At 43.9% G+C, this 18,087-nt stretch carries 16 protein-coding genes and 1 tRNA gene; 7 read left to right on the forward strand and 10 right to left on the reverse strand.

The window, feature by feature from the left end:
* Window positions 1–22: 22 nt before the first annotated feature.
* The gene (gene racX, locus QF06_RS15590) at window positions 23–706 is read right to left on the reverse strand and encodes a broad specificity amino-acid racemase RacX (RefSeq protein WP_032726905.1); all 684 of its coding nucleotides are present in this window, start codon (window positions 704–706) and stop codon (window positions 23–25) included.
* A 15-nt stretch (window positions 707–721) separates the two neighbouring features.
* Entirely contained in the window at window positions 722–2,077 is a 1,356-nt protein-coding gene (locus QF06_RS15595) for a serine hydrolase (RefSeq protein ID WP_041850506.1), read from the reverse strand.
* 536 nt (window positions 2,078–2,613) lie between these two features.
* On the opposite strand from QF06_RS15595, the gene sacB reads away from it, so the two are divergent.
* The 6 genes from sacB (at window position 2,614) to QF06_RS15625 (ending at window position 8,745) form a co-directional block, all read left to right on the forward strand.
* Window positions 2,614–4,035: a levansucrase gene (gene sacB, locus QF06_RS15600; RefSeq protein ID WP_014480964.1), complete on the forward strand. Its 1,422-nt coding sequence runs from the start codon at window positions 2,614–2,616 to the stop codon at window positions 4,033–4,035.
* 73 nt (window positions 4,036–4,108) lie between these two features.
* Window positions 4,109–5,659, forward strand: coding sequence for a 2,6-beta-fructan 6-levanbiohydrolase (levB, locus tag QF06_RS15605; protein WP_041850505.1), 1,551 nt, complete (start codon window positions 4,109–4,111; stop codon window positions 5,657–5,659).
* Window positions 5,660–5,765: 106 nt separating this feature from the next.
* Window positions 5,766–7,328: an aspartate/proton symporter AspP gene (gene aspP / locus QF06_RS15610; protein WP_003228228.1), complete on the forward strand. Its 1,563-nt coding sequence runs from the start codon at window positions 5,766–5,768 to the stop codon at window positions 7,326–7,328.
* Between the two features lie 94 nt (window positions 7,329–7,422).
* A complete protein-coding gene (locus QF06_RS15615; RefSeq protein ID WP_003244443.1) occupies window positions 7,423–8,007 on the forward strand; it encodes a TetR/AcrR family transcriptional regulator in 585 nt (194 codons plus the stop codon).
* Between the two features lie 82 nt (window positions 8,008–8,089).
* A complete protein-coding gene (locus QF06_RS15620; RefSeq protein WP_041850504.1) occupies window positions 8,090–8,425 on the forward strand; it encodes a QacE family quaternary ammonium compound efflux SMR transporter in 336 nt (111 codons plus the stop codon).
* A complete protein-coding gene (locus QF06_RS15625; RefSeq protein ID WP_003228222.1) occupies window positions 8,425–8,745 on the forward strand; it encodes a QacE family quaternary ammonium compound efflux SMR transporter in 321 nt (106 codons plus the stop codon). Before QF06_RS15620 ends, QF06_RS15625 begins: the two co-directional genes overlap by 1 nt.
* Before the next feature lie 35 nt (window positions 8,746–8,780).
* Here QF06_RS15625 and QF06_RS15630 read toward each other — a convergent pair whose 3' ends face one another.
* Complete coding sequence (locus QF06_RS15630) at window positions 8,781–9,293, reverse strand: DUF3231 family protein (protein WP_014478056.1); 513 nt, start codon at window positions 9,291–9,293, stop codon at window positions 8,781–8,783.
* 155 nt (window positions 9,294–9,448) lie between these two features.
* Window positions 9,449–9,524, reverse strand: a tRNA-Arg gene (locus QF06_RS15635).
* Between the two features lie 269 nt (window positions 9,525–9,793).
* On the opposite strand from QF06_RS15635, the gene clpP reads away from it, so the two are divergent.
* Window positions 9,794–10,387: an ATP-dependent Clp endopeptidase proteolytic subunit ClpP gene (clpP, locus tag QF06_RS15640; protein WP_003228214.1), complete on the forward strand. Its 594-nt coding sequence runs from the start codon at window positions 9,794–9,796 to the stop codon at window positions 10,385–10,387.
* Between the two features lie 44 nt (window positions 10,388–10,431).
* On the opposite strand, the gene pgmB is transcribed toward clpP, so the two are convergent.
* From pgmB to mdxF, 6 genes are read right to left on the reverse strand one after another with little or no spacing between them, the layout of a single operon-like run.
* Window positions 10,432–11,106: a beta-phosphoglucomutase gene (pgmB, locus tag QF06_RS15645; protein ID WP_041850503.1), complete on the reverse strand. Its 675-nt coding sequence runs from the start codon at window positions 11,104–11,106 to the stop codon at window positions 10,432–10,434.
* Window positions 11,103–12,788: an oligo-1,6-glucosidase gene (gene malL, locus QF06_RS15650; protein WP_041850502.1), complete on the reverse strand. Its 1,686-nt coding sequence runs from the start codon at window positions 12,786–12,788 to the stop codon at window positions 11,103–11,105. The genes pgmB and malL overlap by 4 nt, the downstream gene beginning before the upstream one ends.
* Window positions 12,781–15,054 carry a maltose phosphorylase gene (gene mdxK / locus QF06_RS15655; protein WP_041850501.1) on the reverse strand — a complete coding sequence of 758 codons (2,274 nt, stop codon included), beginning with the start codon at window positions 15,052–15,054 and terminating at the stop codon, window positions 12,781–12,783. Before mdxK ends, malL begins: the two co-directional genes overlap by 8 nt.
* Window positions 15,032–15,916 carry a DUF1189 domain-containing protein gene (locus QF06_RS15660; protein WP_041850500.1) on the reverse strand — a complete coding sequence of 295 codons (885 nt, stop codon included), beginning with the start codon at window positions 15,914–15,916 and terminating at the stop codon, window positions 15,032–15,034. Before QF06_RS15660 ends, mdxK begins: the two co-directional genes overlap by 23 nt.
* A gap of 5 nt (window positions 15,917–15,921) precedes the next feature.
* Window positions 15,922–16,758: a maltodextrin ABC transporter permease MdxG gene (gene mdxG / locus QF06_RS15665; protein ID WP_041850499.1), complete on the reverse strand. Its 837-nt coding sequence runs from the start codon at window positions 16,756–16,758 to the stop codon at window positions 15,922–15,924.
* Entirely contained in the window at window positions 16,759–18,066 is a 1,308-nt protein-coding gene (gene mdxF, locus QF06_RS15670; RefSeq protein ID WP_041850498.1) for a maltodextrin ABC transporter permease MdxF, read from the reverse strand. It lies immediately after the preceding gene.
* Window positions 18,067–18,087: the final 21 nt, after the last annotated feature.

Here is an 18,087-nt window from a genome sequence, read left to right on the forward strand (position 1 = left end):
TGAAGACAGTCCTTGTCTGAAGCTAGCTTTGATAAGCAAGATATGTGCTGACAGTGCTTTTGGCAAGACAGGCAGAGGAATCTATAATCGGAATCTCACTTTGAATATGATCTAACACCGCATTTAAATCCGTGCAGGCTGAAATGATGATGTCTGCATGCTGACTGATTTCTTCATATAGCGTCTGCCACAATGCTTGTGTATGCTGCATATGATTTGGCTGTTTGATTGCGGCGATAAGCTGGTTCACAGCCTGCTGCCAATGGTCCTTGTGAATAACTTCTTGTCCATTTCCCTTCAGAACTTTTTGGTAGATGGCGGATTGGATGGTTGGCTCTGTTCCTAAAACCACCGCTTTTTTTGCGAGATGCGGAATCTCTTTTATCGTTTCCTCAACAATATGCAACATAGGAACCGACAATGCCTGCTGAATCTCTTCATAGTAGACATGCGCCGTATTACAAGGCAGCGCAATGAAATCCACGCCTGTTTTCTCGAGCTTTACCGCTCCGTCGATAATTGCTTTTTTCATCTCGTCATGGTCAATTGGACGATCTGCATAGAAGGGCGTCGGGCATGAATAGATCATCATGTGCGGGTAGTCAATATCGTTTGAAGCCCCATACAGCTTCTGACAGTAATCAATCACCTTATCAATAAACGGCGAGGTCGATTTCGGCCCCATTCCGGCTAATATTCCGATCATCAAATTCATTCCTTTCTACTTCGTACGGACCGCTTCTTCCTCTGAGCCATCCTCATAGAGGATAAAGCTTTTCGCAGCATCCACACCTAATGTAAACTCGACTTCAACAGACAATGCTCGCAGAAAGAAACGGGTTTCCGAAGAAGGAAATAACTCCAGTCTCAGCTGTCCGGCGATCTCCAAATAAAGCCGTTCATTCTCGGCAGTCACCTGTGCAGCCGTCCCATCCTGCAACAGGTAGCTGCCAACATAGCGGCTGTATATCGCCGTATCAATTGCTTTTTTCTTTTTATCAGCAGGACGTTCCGGGACCTCATATGGCTGGCCAAATAGAATATGTTCCGCCGCCTTCAGAATCGCTTGTTCATATTCAGTATCCTCTTCCTTATTACTCAAATAGATCAGTGTTTTACGATGATCGATATATCGGATCATCAACGTCGAATAGCCGGGCCACCCTCCGCTGTGGCTGACAATCCGCCCTTTTTCAGGACTATTTTGCAGTACCCAGCCAAAGCCATAATCAATTGTTTCTCCATTGTTGAGGCGCACTGGAGAAAACGCGGATTCCTTAGAAGCCTTGCTGATGAAATCGTCCTGATATAAAGCCTGATCAAATCGAAACAAATCGCTTGTGACAGAGTTCACCGTCCCATCTCCCTGTATGCCATCGAGATACACAACATAGTTCGTTTCCTCCAGCTCATCAGGGAGGACGTATGTTTCGGAATGTACATCATACACATATCCATATGCATAATGATCAATTCGCTCAGGCGAAAGCCTCCTGTTATACACTCTTGTTTCATTCATGCCTGCCGGTAAAAAAATACTTGTTTTCATAAAATCCGCATAGCTCATGCCAGATGCTTTTTCAATGATAACCGCCAGCAGCACATACCCCGTATTGCTGTACATCCAGCCTTCATTCGGTTCAAAATAACCAGATAGCCCCTCATTCATCAGCATATCGACAATATCCTGATTCACCGCAATCTTGTGCGGATCCCAATTGGCAAAAAACCAACCCATATAATCAGGAAGCCCTGACGTATGGTTCAATAAATGCCGAATCGTTACACCCTGGTACGGAAAACCGGGCAGCCAGCGATCCACTTTATCTTCATAGCCAAGAATCCCCTTCTCTTCCAGCAAGATGATTCCCAATGCTGTAAAAGGCTTTGACAAAGACGCTAACTCAAACAAAGAGTTGGTTTGCAACGGGCGTTTTTCCGTCATTTCCGCATAACCAAAAGAGTGATGATATAAAATATCGCCACCCTCCGCAGCCAGAACCGTCCCGTTAAACTGATGTTTTTCGCCTAATGTCTCAAATAACGCCTGAAGATGCTTTCTTTTATTCTGCTTCATTCCTCCACCTCCCATATCTCTGTACGTTACTAACCTACTAACGTTTCGAATATTTTGAAAAATCCTTCAGTTAGAGATCCTTTTTAACCCATCACATATACCTGCCGTTCACTATTATTTAGTGAAATGAGATATTATGATATTTTCTGAATTGTGATTAAAAAGGCAACTTTATGCCCATGCGACAGAATTATAAAAAATCGGAGAACGAAAAGAAACAGATAGTTTTTTTAGTTCTTTAGGCCCGTAGTCCGTAAATTCTTTTATGATTTTCTATCAAACAAAAGAGGAAAATAGACCAGTTGCAATCCAAACGAGAGTCTAATAGAATGAGGTCGAAAAGTAAATCGAGCGGGTTTGTTACTGATAAAGCAGGCAAGACCTAAAATTTGTAAAGGGCAAAGTGTATACTTTGGCGTCACCCCTTACATATTTTAGGTCTTTTTTTATTGTGCGTAACTAACTTGCCATCTTCAAATAGGAGGGCTGGAAGAAGCAGACCGCTAACACAGTACATAAAAAAGGAGACATGAACGATGAACATCAAAAAGTTTGCAAAACAAGCAACAGTATTAACCTTTACTACCGCACTGCTGGCAGGAGGCGCAACTCAAGCGTTTGCGAAAGAAACGAACCAAAAGCCATATAAGGAAACATACGGCATTTCCCATATTACACGCCATGATATGCTGCAAATCCCTGAACAGCAAAAAAATGAAAAATATCAAGTGCCTGAATTCGATCCGTCCACAATCAAAAACATCTCTTCTGCAAAAGGCCTGGACGTTTGGGACAGCTGGCCATTACAAAACGCTGACGGCACAGTCGCAAACTATCACGGCTACCACATCGTCTTTGCATTAGCCGGAGATCCTAAAAATGCGGATGACACATCGATTTACATGTTCTATCAAAAAGTCGGCGAGACTTCTATTGATAGCTGGAAAAACGCTGGCCGCGTCTTTAAAGACAGCGACAAATTCGATGCAAATGATTCTATCCTAAAAGACCAAACGCAAGAATGGTCAGGTTCAGCCACATTTACATCTGACGGAAAAATCCGTTTATTCTACACTGATTTCTCCGGTAAACATTACGGCAAACAAACACTGACAACTGCACAGGTAAACGTATCAGCATCAGACAGCTCTTTGAACATCAACGGTGTAGAGGATTATAAATCAATCTTTGACGGTGACGGCAAAACGTATCAAAATGTACAGCAGTTCATCGATGAAGGCAACTACAGCTCAGGCGACAACCATACGCTGAGAGATCCTCACTACGTAGAAGATAAAGGCCACAAATACTTAGTATTTGAAGCAAACACTGGAACTGAAGATGGCTACCAAGGCGAAGAATCTTTATTTAACAAAGCATACTATGGCAAAAGCACATCATTCTTCCGTCAAGAAAGTCAAAAACTTCTGCAAAGCGATAAAAAACGCACGGCTGAGTTAGCAAACGGCGCTCTCGGTATGATTGAGCTAAACGATGATTACACACTGAAAAAAGTGATGAAACCGCTGATTGCATCTAACACAGTAACAGATGAAATTGAACGTGCGAACGTCTTTAAAATGAACGGCAAATGGTACCTGTTCACTGACTCCCGCGGGTCAAAAATGACGATTGACGGCATTACGTCTAACGATATTTACATGCTTGGTTATGTTTCTAATTCTTTAACTGGCCCATACAAGCCGCTGAACAAAACTGGCCTTGTGTTAAAAATGGATCTTGATCCTAACGATGTAACCTTTACTTACTCACACTTCGCTGTACCTCAAGCGAAAGGAAACAATGTCGTGATTACAAGCTATATGACAAACAGAGGGTTCTACGCAGACAAACAATCAACGTTTGCGCCAAGCTTCCTGTTGAACATCAAAGGCAAGAAAACATCTGTTGTCAAAGACAGCATCCTTGAACAAGGACAATTAACAGTTAACAAATAAAAACGCAAAAGAAAATGCCGATATCCTATTGGCATTTTCTTTTATTTCTTATCAACATAAAGGTGAATCCCATATGAACTATATAAAAGCAGGCAAATGGCTAACCGTATTCCTAACCTTTTTAGGAATATTGCTGTTTATCGACTTATTTCCAAAAGAAGAACATGACCAAAAAACAAAATCAAAACAGAAGCCGGACTACCGGGCGGCATATCATTTTACGACGCCGGATAAATGGAAAAATGACCCTCAAAAACCGATCTATTTTGATGGCAAGTATCATTATTTCTATCTATATAACCGGGATTACCCAAAAGGCAACGGCACAGAATGGCGCCATGCCGTCTCAGAGGATTTGGTGCACTGGACCGATGAAGGCGTGGCGATTCCGAAATATACAAACCCGGACGGTGACATTTGGACCGGTTCCGTCGTGGTTGATAAAGAGAACACAGCCGGCTTCGGGAAAAATGCGCTTGTCGCGATTGTGACACAGCCCTCAGCCAAAGACAAAAAACAGGAACAATATTTGTGGTACAGCACAGATAAGGGAAAATCATTCAAATTCTACAGTGGCAACCCCGTTATGCCTAATCCGGGCACAGACGATTTCAGAGATCCGAAAGTCATATGGGATGACCAGGATAACAAATGGGTCATGGTCATGGCTGAAGGATCAAAAATCGGCTTTTATGAATCCGATAATCTTAAGGACTGGCATTACACAAGCGGATTCTTCCCAGAACAGGCGGGAATGGTGGAATGTCCCGACCTCTACATGATGCGGGCAAGCGACGGAACGAATAAGTGGGTTCTCGGTGCCAGCGCGAATGGCAAACCGTGGGGCAAACCAAATACGTACGCCTACTGGACCGGAAGCTTCGACGGAAAAGAATTCAAAGCGGATCAGACTGAAGCCCAATGGCTTGACTATGGCTTCGACTGGTATGGCGGTGTGACGTTCGAAGACAGCAAAAGCACAGATCCATTAGAAAAGCGGTATGCGCTTGCCTGGATGAACAATTGGGATTATGCCAACAACACCCCGACAATGAAGAACGGCTTTAACGGCACAGATTCTGTCATACGCGAACTCCGGCTGAAGGAGCAGGATGGAACATACAGCCTCGTCTCACAGCCGATTGAAGCTTTGGAGCAGCTGACTGTTTCAACTGACGAAATAGAGGATCAGGATGTGAACGGATCAAAAACATTGTCGATAACAGGTGATACGTACCAGCTTGATACGGATCTTTCTTGGTCAGAGCTAAAGAATGCAGGCGTCAGGCTCAGAGAATCAGAAGACCAAAAACGCCATATTGATGTCGGTATTTTCGCTGAAGGCGGCTATGCTTATGTCAATAGAGCAGCCACAAATCAGCCTGACAAAAGCAATACCTATGTCGAAAGCAAAGCTCCTTATGATGTAAGCAAACGTAAGGTGCATTTGAAAATACTTGTCGATAAAACAACGATAGAAGTATTTGTTGGCGACGGGAAAACCATTTTTTCAAATGAAGTCTTCCCAAAGCCTGAAGATAAAGGCATTACCCTTTTTTCTGACGGCGGCACAGCCTCCTTCAAAAATATAACAGTGAAACACTTTGATTCGATTCATAAATAAAAACAGGGGCGGCGCAAGCTGCCCTGTTTTTTTATTAGGAGCGGTATTCTCTGTTACATATTGGGCATTGTAAGAAATATAAGGCTGGTTTCAAAGGAGGAAGCGAATGTCTAAACAAGGAAATTTTCAAAAATCAATGTCGCTGTTTGATCTGATTTTGATTGGGATGGGAGCCATCTTTGGATCAGCGTGGCTGTTCGCTGTCAGTAATGTCGCTTCAAAAGCAGGGCCCTCCGGCGCTTTTTCCTGGATCCTCGGAGGAGCCATTATTTTGTTAATCGGGCTCGTATATGCAGAGCTCGGAGCCGCTCTGCCCCGTACCGGAGGCATCATTCGATACCCCGTTTATTCACATGGCCACCTTGTCGGCTACTTAATTTCGTTTGTCACGATTGTCGCTTATACAAGCTTGATTTCAATTGAAGTGACAGCTGTGCGCCAGTATGTGGCCTATTGGTTTCCCGGCCTGACCATTAAAGGGTCTGATTCGCCGACCATTTCCGGCTGGATCTTGCAATTTGCCCTATTATGCTTGTTTTTCCTGCTGAATTATTGGAGCGTCAAAACCTTCGCTAAGGCGAATTTCATCATATCGATTTTTAAATATATTGTGCCGATTACCATCATTATTGTGCTAATCTTTCATTTTCAGCCGGAGAATTTATCCGTTCAAGGATTTGCACCGTTTGGATTTACAGGTATTCAGGCTGCCATCTCGACAGGCGGCGTCATGTTTGCGTATCTCGGCCTGCATCCGATTGTATCTGTAGCAGGTGAAGTCCAAAATCCAAAACGCAATATCCCGATCGCTTTAATCATTTGCATCATCGTTTCAACCATCATTTATACTGTTTTGCAGGTCACCTTTATTGGTGCAATCCCGACAGAAACACTGAAACATGGCTGGCCGGCAATTGGCCGGGAGTTCTCATTGCCGTTTAAGGATATTGCGGTCATGCTCGGGTTAGGCTGGCTTGCAACGCTTGTCATTTTAGACGCCATTCTGTCTCCCGGTGGAAACGGGAATATCTTTATGAATACGACATCCCGCCTTGTTTACGCCTGGGCGCGTAACGGCACATTATTTGGCATATTCTCAAAGGTCAATAAAGATACGGGGACACCCCGCGCTTCGCTTTGGCTTTCGTTTGCCCTGTCCATTTTCTGGACACTTCCCTTTCCTTCGTGGAACGCGCTCGTCAATGTCTGTTCAGTCGCGCTCATTCTTTCATATGCGATTGCACCCATTTCTTCAGCTGCGCTGAGGGTCAACGCGAAGGACTTAAACAGGCCGTTTTATTTAAAGGGAATGAGCATTATCGGGCCGCTTTCCTTTATATTTACAGCGTTTATCGTGTACTGGTCAGGATGGAAAACAGTCTCCTGGCTGCTCGGTTCACAACTCGTGATGTTTTTGATCTATCTCTGTTTCAGCAAATATACGCCTAAAGAAGATGTCAGCCTCGCTCAGCAGCTGAAATCAGCCTGGTGGCTTATCGGGTTTTATATTATGATGCTGATCTTTTCCTACATCGGTTCTTTCGGACATGGTTTAGGGATTATCAGCAATCCCGTCGACCTCATTTTAGTCGCGATCGGCTCACTTGCTATTTATTACTGGGCAAAGTATACCGGGCTCCCAAAAGCCGCCATTGATTACGATAAATAAAGAAGCAAGAGGTTTTCTTGCTTCTTTATTCTTTACAAACAAACATACACGCGATAAAATGAATGAGAGTCAGTCATTACTGGAGGTGTTCCTCATGCCAAAACAAACATCGGGCAAATACGAAAAAATTTTGCAGGCGGCCATAGAAGTCATTTCTGAAAAAGGCCTCGACAAAGCTTCTATTTCTGATATTGTCAAAAAGGCCGGCACTGCCCAAGGAACATTCTATTTGTATTTTTCATCTAAAAATGCCCTCATACCGGCCATTGCAGAAAATCTCCTCACCCATACACTTGATCAAATCAAAGGTAGGCTGCATGGGGACGAGGATTTTTGGACCGTTTTAGATATATTAATTGATGAGACATTTCTCATTACAGAACGCCATAAGGATATTATTGTCCTCTGTTATTCCGGGCTTGCGATCGACCACTCCATGGAAAAATGGGAGACGATCTATCAGCCTTATTATTCCTGGCTTGAAAAAATCATCAACAAGGCCATTGCAAACCATGAGGTAACGGAAGGAATCAATTCAAAATGGACGGCCAGAACGATTATCAACTTGGTCGAGAACACTGCGGAACGATTCTATATCGGATTTGAACAAGATGAAAATGTTGAAGTGTATAAAAAGGAAATTTTTACTTTCTTAAAACGGAGCTTAGGTACTGCTTAAAAAATGACTGGGTAACACCGCTCATTTTTTAATGCCCTAAAAATGACTGACGTTCATTCATAAAAATAGAGAGGTGTTTCATTTGAATTGGGTTCTTGTTTTTATTGCAGGGCTTTTAGAAGTTGTTTGGGCCTCTTCCCTCAAACATGCCAATTCGCTTTTGGATTGGATCATCATTTTTATCTTAATCGCGGTCAGCTTTATCCTGTTGATCCGCTCTTATCAAAAAATCCCGATGGCCGCGGCGTACACTGTGTTTGTCGGAATCGGAACCGTCGGAACATATCTGACTGGAATTGTTCTGGGCGAATCCTTCTCAGCAGCCCAAATGTTCTTTTTAGCTTTATTGCTGGCTGGCATTTTAGGAATGAAATTATTTACGAAAGAAAGCAAATCTCAGCCGGGAGGTGAACAATAATGGCATGGTTTTTATTAGTGATTGCCGGCATAGAAGAAATTATAGCTGCCATTGCCATGAAATATATAGACGGAACAAGAAAAAAATGGCCGATCATTGTGATGACTGTTGGATTCGGCTTATCCTTTTACTGCCTGTCCCAAGCGATGATCGTCCTGCCTGCCGGAGTCGCATATGCCGTCTGGACTGGCATTGGAAGCATTGGTGTTTCGGCGGTCGGGCTCATTTGGTTTAAGGAGCGGTTTCAGCTATCACAGGTGATTTCACTTTGCCTTATCCTAGCCGGCGTTATCGGCCTGCGTCTTACGTCATCTTCATAAAATCAAGGCATATACAGCTGTATATGCCTTTGCCATTAAGCTTCGTGATGTTTTTGAAGATGAAGCGGCGGCGGGATAAGCCAGCCTTTGTTTTTTAGCAGCCTTAAGTATTTTGCGCCGGTTGCCGCTTTCGACATATGAAATTGCCCAAACATCATGGCAATATCCTCACGAATCGATTGCCCCATCATTTTGCTGCATGTCACAAGACCTGCAGCATTTTGTGCTGCCGCGGAGGCCGCCACATCCGGATCGAGAAACCGTGCGCCAGGCGGAATGTCGTTAAGATCTGCTGTCGGCGGTTCAGGAGAAGCCGGCGGCAGCGCCACCCCGTTTTCTTTCAGGATCGTGCTGACCTGTTTGATTTCATCTTGGCATTTCTCAATAGACTCACGAAGCAGCTTCTTCAGGTCGTCATCACCGACATGATTCAATAGCATTTGGTAATTGCCGACCATTTTATTGCCCGCCATCACATAACTCCATAAGCCGAATACCTCACCATAATGCATCGGTTCATCCTGCGGATTTCCGCTTAAAATACCCATGTTCATCCTCCTCGCAAATTCAATATCGCATACATTCCATAACGTGCCCGAGAGAAGGAAAATTTATGTTGCAGCAAGAAAAATTTATGAACCAAAACAAAAAAGACAAGAGTGGCAAATCGCCAAACCCTTGTCTTTCCTGTTGTTCTATTGGACGCGCTCGGAGGGATTCGAACCCCCGACAGACGTGGTACCGGAAACCACCGCTCTATCCAACTGAGCTACGAGCGCAGAATGACTGCGTTATGAGAACGTCAGCACAACTAATTATACGATAATTCCATTCAAATAACAACCCTCTATTTCGAGAGGCCGTTTTTTAAATAGACAAAGCATCTTAATTGGCAATCTGACATACGATGGTTTGAACCCCTGTATTTTTGGGGAAAATGGGAAAAAGAGACGACTTTGCATATTAGGCCAGCTTTTTGTTTGACCTTTATTGACCAAAAATGTATCATGTAACTACATACTTACCTAAAAGGTGAAGGAGGAGCATTATGAATTTAATACCTACAGTCATTGAACAAACGAACCGCGGAGAAAGAGCGTATGACATTTATTCTCGTCTATTAAAGGATCGTATCATCATGCTTGGATCTGCGATTGATGACAACGTTGCGAACTCCATCGTGTCACAGCTTTTATTCTTAGCAGCAGAAGACCCTGAAAAAGAAATTTCTCTTTACATCAACAGCCCGGGCGGCTCTATTACAGCCGGTATGGCGATCTATGATACCATGCAGTTTATTAAGCCGAAGGTATCTACAATTTGTATCGGTATGGCTGCGTCAATGGGCGCGTTCCTGCTTGCAGCCGGCGAAAAAGGCAAACGCTATGCACTTCCAAACAGTGAAGTCATGATTCACCAGCCTCTTGGCGGTGCGCAAGGTCAAGCGACAGAAATTGAAATTGCTGCGAAACGCATTCTCTTGCTTCGCGACAAATTAAACAAAGTCCTAGCTGAACGTACTGGCCAGCCGCTTGAAGTGATCGAACGTGACACAGACCGTGATAACTTCAAGTCTGCTGAAGAAGCGCTTGAATACGGCCTGATTGACAAAATTTTGACTCACACAGAAGACAAAAAGTAATAACACAACCTGCAAGAGCTGCGTCTCTTGCAGGTTTTTTTCATTTAAACACTTTTGATTCTAAACTGCTCCCATTCCTCGTGTAACAGCTCAAGTGTTAGATCACTCGTCTGCCTCACAACTAGATCAGCACCAAGCATCGGCTGTCCTTGACCGACACCAACCGCAAACATCCCCGCAGATTTGATTGCAGAAATGCCTGCTTCTGCGTCTTCTATTGCCGCGCAATCAGCAGGGGAAACATCGAGCATCGCTGCAGCTGTTAAAAAGATGTCAGGATCAGGCTTCCCCTTCGCAAGAGTCGTCGGATCAACAATGGCATCAAAATCATCGATAATTGCCAAACGTCTTAAAATCTTAGGAGCATTGCGACTTGAAGATGCTAACCCGATTTTTATATTTTCGTTTTTCAATTGACATAGGAGCCTGCCAATCCCCGGTAAAAGATCTTCCGGCGTCAATTTGCTGATCAGCGTTTGATAATTGTGATTTTTCCGATGCATAAGCTCTTGTTTCTCCGCATTTGTATACTTTGTTTCCGCACCGCCAAAGATCAATATGCTTTCAAGTGACTCTTCTCTGCTGATTCCTTTTAGCCTTTCATTCATGTCTCTGTCAAAGGGAATATTGATTTGTTCTGCGACGTGCTTCCAAGCGAGAAAATGATATTCAGCAGTATCTGTTATCACTCCGTCTAAATCAAAAATGACCGCTTTCATATACTAATGCCCATCACAGCTTCATAAGGTTTGAGGCTAATACTCTTTAAGTCAGCCCGCTCCTGCGGATAGTTTGAAATCAGCACTTTCCAACGCTCATGAATCAGTTCTGGAGGCGCTACGAACAGAGCCTTTTCTTCCGATAAATTCACAACGACAAGAAGCTTTTCCCCTTGATATTCTCGAAGGTAAGAAAAGACCTGCGGATCATTCTCCTGCAAAAGCTGATAATCGCCATATATCATAATCTTATATTGCTTTCGTAATTGAATGAGCTTCTGATAGTAAAAGAAAATCGAATCTTGATCTTTCAAGGACTCTTTCACATTGATATCTTGATAGCGGGAATTTACCGGTATCCACGGGTCTCCGGCTGTGAATCCCGCATGTTTTCCGGCATCCCACTGCATCGGTGTTCTCGCATGATCCCTTCCTTTTATCATCACGGCTTTGACAAACTCTTTTTCTGACATCGTTTTGTTTTCGACGACTAGTTCACGATATGCATTCTTTATTTCAAGATCATCATACATCTCCAGCGGCATATCGCTGTTGACCATGCCGATTTCTTCTCCCTGGTAAATAAACGGCGTTCCTTTCATGCCGTGCAAAACCGTTGCAAATGCCTTCGCACATTCCTTACGCAGCTTCCCGTCATTGCCCCAGCGGGAAATAACCCTCGGCTGGTCATGGTTCTCAAAATAAAGGGTATTCCAGCCGACATTCATTAACCCGGTCTGCCACCTTGTCATCGTCTTTTTTAAAGCAATCAAATCAAACGGCTTGATCTGCCATTTCCCATTTGGCGAGTTTTGTTCTGTATCAATATCCATATGTTCAAATGTAAAGATCATATTCAGCTCTTGCCTGCTTGCATCTGTGTACTTTTTCGCCTCTTCAATATCAGAGCCGTTTGCCTCTCCGACTGTCATGCAGTCGTAATGAGAAAGCACTTCCCTGTTCATCTCTTGAATAAACTCATGAAGACGTGGGCCGTTAGAGTGATAACGGCCGACAATATAGCTGCGGCTGTGATCCGTTTCGTAGTCCGGAAAATCGGTGTATTTAGAAATAGAGCCGATCACATCCATCCGCCAGCCGTCAACGCCTCTATCCATCCAGAATCTCATTACATCATAAACTTCCCGGCGAACGGCTTCGTTTTCCCAATTTAAATCAGGCTGTTTTTTCGAAAAGTAGTGCAAATAATACTGCCCTGTTCCTTCATCGTATGTCCACGCTGAGCCTGAAAAGATCGATCCCCAATTATTCGGCTCTGAGCCGTTCGGTTTAGGATCTTTCCAAAAATAATAATCCCGGTAAGGATTGTCCTTCGACTTGCGGCTTTCAGCAAACCAAGCATGCTCATCTGATGTGTGGTTCACGACCAAATCCATGACGATTTTCATTCCGCGTTTATGGACTTCATCAATCAGCTGAAACATATCTTCATTTGTCCCAAACTTTTCATACATGTTTTTGTAATCGCTGATATCATATCCGTTGTCATCCTGCGGGGAATCAAATACCGGGGAGAGCCAGATGACATCCGCCCCGAGATTTTTGATGTAATCCAGCTTTTGAATCACACCTTGCAAATCCCCGAATCCATCTCCATTGGCATCATAAAAACTGCGCGGGTAAATTTGATAAACGACAGCTTCTTTCCACCATTCACTCATTAGGCGTTCTCCTTTCACATCGTCCCTGTAGGACAACTGGTTCCTCATAAACGTTCATGTGCAGCGGCTCGCCTTTTACAAGCTCAAAAATAACGCGCTTTTCGTCAACGGTCACATTGATTAATCGATTTCGATAATTGATGTTGAATGAATATTCGTCCCATTCTTTCGGCAAAAACGGAGCAAATGACAGCGTCTCATTCGCGGTGCGCATGCCTGCAAAGCCATGAACGATTGCCAGCCAGCTACCCGTCATTGAAGTAATATGCAAGCCTTCTTCCGTATCATGATTGTAATTATCAAGATCAAGCCTTGCTGTGCGCTTATATAATTCGAGCGCTTTCTTTTCCAGCTTGAGTTCGGCTGCGAGAATCGCATGGACAGAGGGCGATAGGCTTGATTCATGAACAGTCATCGGCTCATAAAATTCAAAATTTCGCCGTTTTTCTTCCATTGTAAAACGGTCATTAAAAAGATAAATGCCTTGGAGAACATCTGCCTGCTTAATAAAATTGGAGCGGAGAATCTTGTCCCATGACCAATTCTGGTAAAGAGGCCGTTCCGCTGGATCTAATTCGTCAACTGTTTGCAGGTCTTTGTCCAAGAACGTGTCATGCTGAACGAAAATTTGCAGTTCTTCACTAAATGGATAGTACATGTGCTGGATGATTTCTCTCCAGACTTTCAATTCTACTTCCTGCACATCCAGATGGCGGCGTTTCTCCGCTGAGATACTTTCGAGACTTTGTAGAGTATACTGCAACGTCCAAGCCGCAATGACATTCGTATACCAATTGTTGTTAACGTTGTTTTCGTATTCATTCGGCCCTGTGACGCCATGGATCATATACTTATTTTTTCGTTTCGAGAAGTGAACACGGTCGGCCCAAAATCTGCTGACTGCCACAAGAACGTCTATCCCGTATTCTTCCATATAGTCACAGTCGCCTGTATAATTGATATAATTGTAGATCGCATAACAGATCGCGCCATTGCGGTGAATTTCTTCAAAGGTGATTTCCCATTCGTTGTGGCATTCATCACCGGTGAACGTCACCATCGGATAAAGTGCCCCCTTCATCCCCAATTTTGCCGCGTTTCGTTTGGCAGCCTCCAACTGATGATAGCGATACAAAAGCAGGTTTTTCGTCACCTCCGGCTCGGCTGTCGCCAAATACATCGGAACGGCGTACGCCTCAGTATCCCAATATGCGGCACCTCCATATTTCTCGCCAGTAAATCCTTTCGGCCCGATATTCAAACGGGCATCGCCCCCGTAATATGTCGAGAATAACTGAAAGATATTGTAGCGGATTCCTTGTTGTAGCTCCTCATCTCCTTTAATCTCAATGTCCGCTTTTGCCCATCTTTCCTTCCATCGATCAGTGTGCCTCCGTTTTGCTTTTTCATAGCCGTACTCAACCACATCCGCCAAAAGCTCCTTGGCTTTCGATAAAAGCTCTTCCTCACGAAAATCACGTGAAGTCGTGACAATCACAAACTTTTTCAATGATGCCTTCGTTTGATAACTGTAGCGATTCTCGACATACATTTCAGTCGTTTTAAAGCTTTCATGGACAAAACCCTCCGTCTTGTTTGCCATTGCGGCTAATACCGTGAAGCGCGGTGTTCCAAATGGATTTTCGATCGTTTTTGCCGCTAAATGGCCGCTGTGAGAATCAGCACCTTTCGCTTCCTCCTGCCAAAACTGTTCTTGGTAGTTAGAATCTTCATTTGCGACATTTCCATCCAGATAAGGAACAAGCGTAATGACCGCATCTTCTGTCAGACACTCCGCTTCATAATGAATCGCACAGAGTTCTTTTACAGCAAGGCTAAGAAATCGCTCCGATCTGAGTCTGACGGTTTTATCCTGAATGCGGACCACAGCGCTTCGCCGCAGAATCCCCTCTTTCATATTGAGCTCTACCTCAAATGATTCAATTGGATTTTGATAGAGATCGATTTTTTCACCGTCAACATATAAGCCTATGCCCATAAAGTTCATTGCATTGATCACTTTTCCGAAATATTCCGGATACCCGTTTTTCCACCAGCCGACTCGCGTTTTGTCTGGAAACCACACGCCTGCAATATATGTGCCTTGGTGACTGTCGCCTGAATAGCCTTCTTCAAAATTCCCTCTGACCCCCATATAGCCATTGGCAAGAGACGTCAGGCTTTCCAGCAGCCGTGTACGCTCCTTATTAAATGTATTTGTTTTGATTTTCCATTCATCAATCTCAAATAACCGCTGATTTATCATCATTTCCTCCCGAATGTAAGTTTCCATTATCACGGCGGGTTTTGGTCAAATATCTAAATGCAAAAGAGATCATCAAAGTAACGCCACACGAATGGATCATCAATACAGTAATCAAATCAAAATGAACCATGCCGATAGCAGCTGCCGCAAATGCCGGCAGTGCTGATGCGCAAATCGCTATAGAGGCCGCTTCCTTGAATGATGCAATAGAGACCATGTTTGATCGTTTTGTGATCCAGAGGCCACCTGCAAGAACAAACGTTAACAAAAGCTGGATCATAGAAAACACCGCATATGCCAGCATCATGATCATCGGCTTATACTGTGCCAACCACAATGTATCGATCAAAACCTCTACATCATGGACGTTTGGTTTCTCGAGCTTAACGTCCATTTTCGCATAGCCAACAGAAAACCCCGTTTCGTTTTGATCGGTGATCACCAGTTGATCAGGTTGAAATATGATGGCGTTTTCAAATCCAGTTACTTTCAATCGCCCATTTTCACCGCTTGTCTCATATTCATGCTTCATATCGACTGCCATCACATTCTGCCCATCTTCAATCCTCTCAGAGCTCTTCCCGCCTGTTAGTTTTCCGTTCCTGATTTGAAAACCCTGCAATTGATCAGCAAATTGATCATTAACCCCTTGAATCGCTGACGGCATGAAAGATGCAACGCTGAAGCGATCCATTTTCACAAACGAAACCGCTAACGGCGCCATTAAGCAGGCCGTTAAAAACAGAAAGAGAAAAGAGAGCTGCAGCCAGCTGAAGGTATTCCCGTAACGGCAAACACCTGATGGGGATGCAGCCGCCTTCAGGCAGCGGATGATAAAGCTTTTATTCTCCAGATTCTTCATTGGCATTACCCCTTTGTTCCGCCGGCTGTCAAACCGGACACAAAGTTCTTTTGGAGAAAAAAGAATAGAACGCATATCGGCAGTGCGGCTAGTATGGCACCGGCTGCAAATAGAGCTACTTTTTGCTGCTGCGGATTAGAAATAAAGGATTGTAATCCTACAGCGATGGTCAGCCTTTCCGGTGAGCGAAGCAGAAATTTCGCCAGCAAATAGTCGCCGAACGGTGCCATAAACGCCCAAAGCGCTTGTACCGCGAGCATTGGCTTAACAAGCGGTAGAACAATTGAAGCGAAAATCCTCAGATGTCCCGCTCCGTCAATTCGCGCGGCTTCATCAATTTCTCTCGGCACAGTATCAAAATAACCTTTCATCAGCCACGTGTTCATAGGAATTCCGCCGCCGATATAGATCGCTGTTAAAAACCAGTATTGATCGAGTGCGCCTATTAGCATCGCCAAGACATAAAAAGCAGTCAGCGCCGCCATTGTCGGCACCATTTGAATGATTAAAAAGAATATCAGGCTCTTTTTTCTGCCTGCAAACCGATAGCGGCTGTACGAGTACCCGGCAAGTGTCACGATTGTAACCTGCAAAACCATGACCGATAGCGCGATGACAAGTGTATTGCTGTACCAATTGAGATAAAGCGTTTCGTCAAATAGCCGCTTAAAATGATCCAATGTCCAAGGACCCGAAAAATCGAGCTGAAAAGCCGCCGAATTCCCCACACGGAAGGCTGATGATGCCGTAATCAGCAACGGATATATAATGACAATACTTAAAAGCGTCAAAAATAAATACGTACTGATTTTATTAAGCATTCTGGCAGTGCTCGCGTTCACCTACATAACCTCCTCATTGCCAAAAGCATTTGATTTTTTGAAAGCAATCAGTGAAATTCCAATGACAATGAAAGAAATTAACAGTGTCACAGCCGCCGCAACGGAATATTGGGGTGATGTGCCTGTTGTCAGTTTATAAATCCACGAAATTAAGATATCGGTCGATCCGGCCCCGGCTCCCACACTGCCTGGCCCTCCCTCATTAAATAAATAGATGATCGAGAAATTATTGAAATTAAACGTATACTGAGTAATCATCACGGGTGCTGTGGCAAATAAAATCATCGGGAATGTAATATGCCGAAAACGCTGAATAAAAGTGGCCCCGTCAATCTTTGCCGCTTCATACAATTCACCTGGAATCGCCTGAAGCACTCCCGTTACCATGACATATATATATGGAAAGCCGAGCCACGTTTGAATCATAATGAGGGCTGTCTTGGTCCAGAAAGGATCGGTCTTCCACGCGATCGCAGGCAGCTCGACAAACGGCAGGTGATTGAATAATGGTATCACCTGTGCATTCACCGCTCCTATGCTGTCGTTAAACATGTTGGAAAAACTCATGATTGTAATAAACGCCGGAACAGCCCATGGAAATAAGAAAATCATTCGAAATATCCGCTTGCCTTTTATAAAATCCTGATTGACGAAAAGTGCCGTCACAATACCTAAAATGATTTGCAGCGTTGTTGCACAGATTGTCCAGATAACCGTCCAGCCCAGTACATTCACAAATGTTTCACGATAGGAGCCAAGGAAAAAAATATTTAAGAAATTTTTAAACCCGACCCAGTTAATCAGACGATTAGGCGGAATATGATAAAAATCATAGTTTGTTAATGCAACAAACAGAGTCACCAAAACCGGAAAAATAATCACAAACACCATCATGATATATGCCGGAAGTGTAAATAGATATGGAAACCCTTTATCGCCCGCATGACAGATCATATCCTTGGCTGTTGGATTGACTTCCAAACCCGCCGCTTTCATTGCGGCGGTCTTACGCGAATCATGAATATTAAAGATATAGAACATGAGGAAAATCATTGTCACGATCAATTGCAGCGTGCCTTCAATCAGCATAAACAGCGAGTGATCTTCACCGGGAACACTTCCCAATGTCATCAATCCGGTTAGCGCCTGTATACCGAAAACGCATAATTCAAAAGCAAACAAGCCTGTGATGGCAAGAAATAAGAGCCCCTTTGACAATTGCTGATTCGCAATCTGCCCAAGTCCTGGAATGATCGATAAAAGCCCTGCCTTTCGTTTTTGCTTTGTAAGTGTGTGATGTTTATTCATTTTTCCGCCCTCTATTCTTCC

Origin of the sequence: Bacillus sp. YP1 (assembly GCF_000877815.1) — a bacterium.
Classification (GTDB): Bacteria; Bacillota; Bacilli; order Bacillales; family Bacillaceae; genus Bacillus; species Bacillus subtilis.

Bases quoted from the DNA above. Each gene is read 5' to 3' on its own strand.
- racX (WP_032726905.1), bottom strand. From the start codon at position 706: ATGATCGGAATATTAGCCGGAATGGGGCCGAAATCGACCTCGCCGTTT.
- QF06_RS15595 (WP_041850506.1), bottom strand. From the start codon at position 2,077: ATGAAGCAGAATAAAAGAAAGCATCTTCAGGCGTTATTTGAGACATTA.
- sacB (WP_014480964.1), top strand. From the start codon at position 2,614: ATGAACATCAAAAAGTTTGCAAAACAAGCAACAGTATTAACCTTTACT.
- levB (WP_041850505.1), top strand. From the start codon at position 4,109: ATGAACTATATAAAAGCAGGCAAATGGCTAACCGTATTCCTAACCTTT.
- aspP (WP_003228228.1), top strand. From the start codon at position 5,766: ATGTCTAAACAAGGAAATTTTCAAAAATCAATGTCGCTGTTTGATCTG.
- QF06_RS15615 (WP_003244443.1), top strand. From the start codon at position 7,423: ATGCCAAAACAAACATCGGGCAAATACGAAAAAATTTTGCAGGCGGCC.
- QF06_RS15625 (WP_003228222.1), top strand. From the start codon at position 8,425: ATGGCATGGTTTTTATTAGTGATTGCCGGCATAGAAGAAATTATAGCT.
- QF06_RS15630 (WP_014478056.1), bottom strand. From the start codon at position 9,293: ATGGGTATTTTAAGCGGAAATCCGCAGGATGAACCGATGCATTATGGT.
- clpP (WP_003228214.1), top strand. From the start codon at position 9,794: ATGAATTTAATACCTACAGTCATTGAACAAACGAACCGCGGAGAAAGA.
- pgmB (WP_041850503.1), bottom strand. From the start codon at position 11,106: ATGAAAGCGGTCATTTTTGATTTAGACGGAGTGATAACAGATACTGCT.
- malL (WP_041850502.1), bottom strand. From the start codon at position 12,788: ATGAGTGAATGGTGGAAAGAAGCTGTCGTTTATCAAATTTACCCGCGC.
- mdxK (WP_041850501.1), bottom strand. From the start codon at position 15,054: ATGATAAATCAGCGGTTATTTGAGATTGATGAATGGAAAATCAAAACA.
- QF06_RS15660 (WP_041850500.1), bottom strand. From the start codon at position 15,916: ATGAAGAATCTGGAGAATAAAAGCTTTATCATCCGCTGCCTGAAGGCG.
- mdxF (WP_041850498.1), bottom strand. From the start codon at position 18,066: ATGAATAAACATCACACACTTACAAAGCAAAAACGAAAGGCAGGGCTT.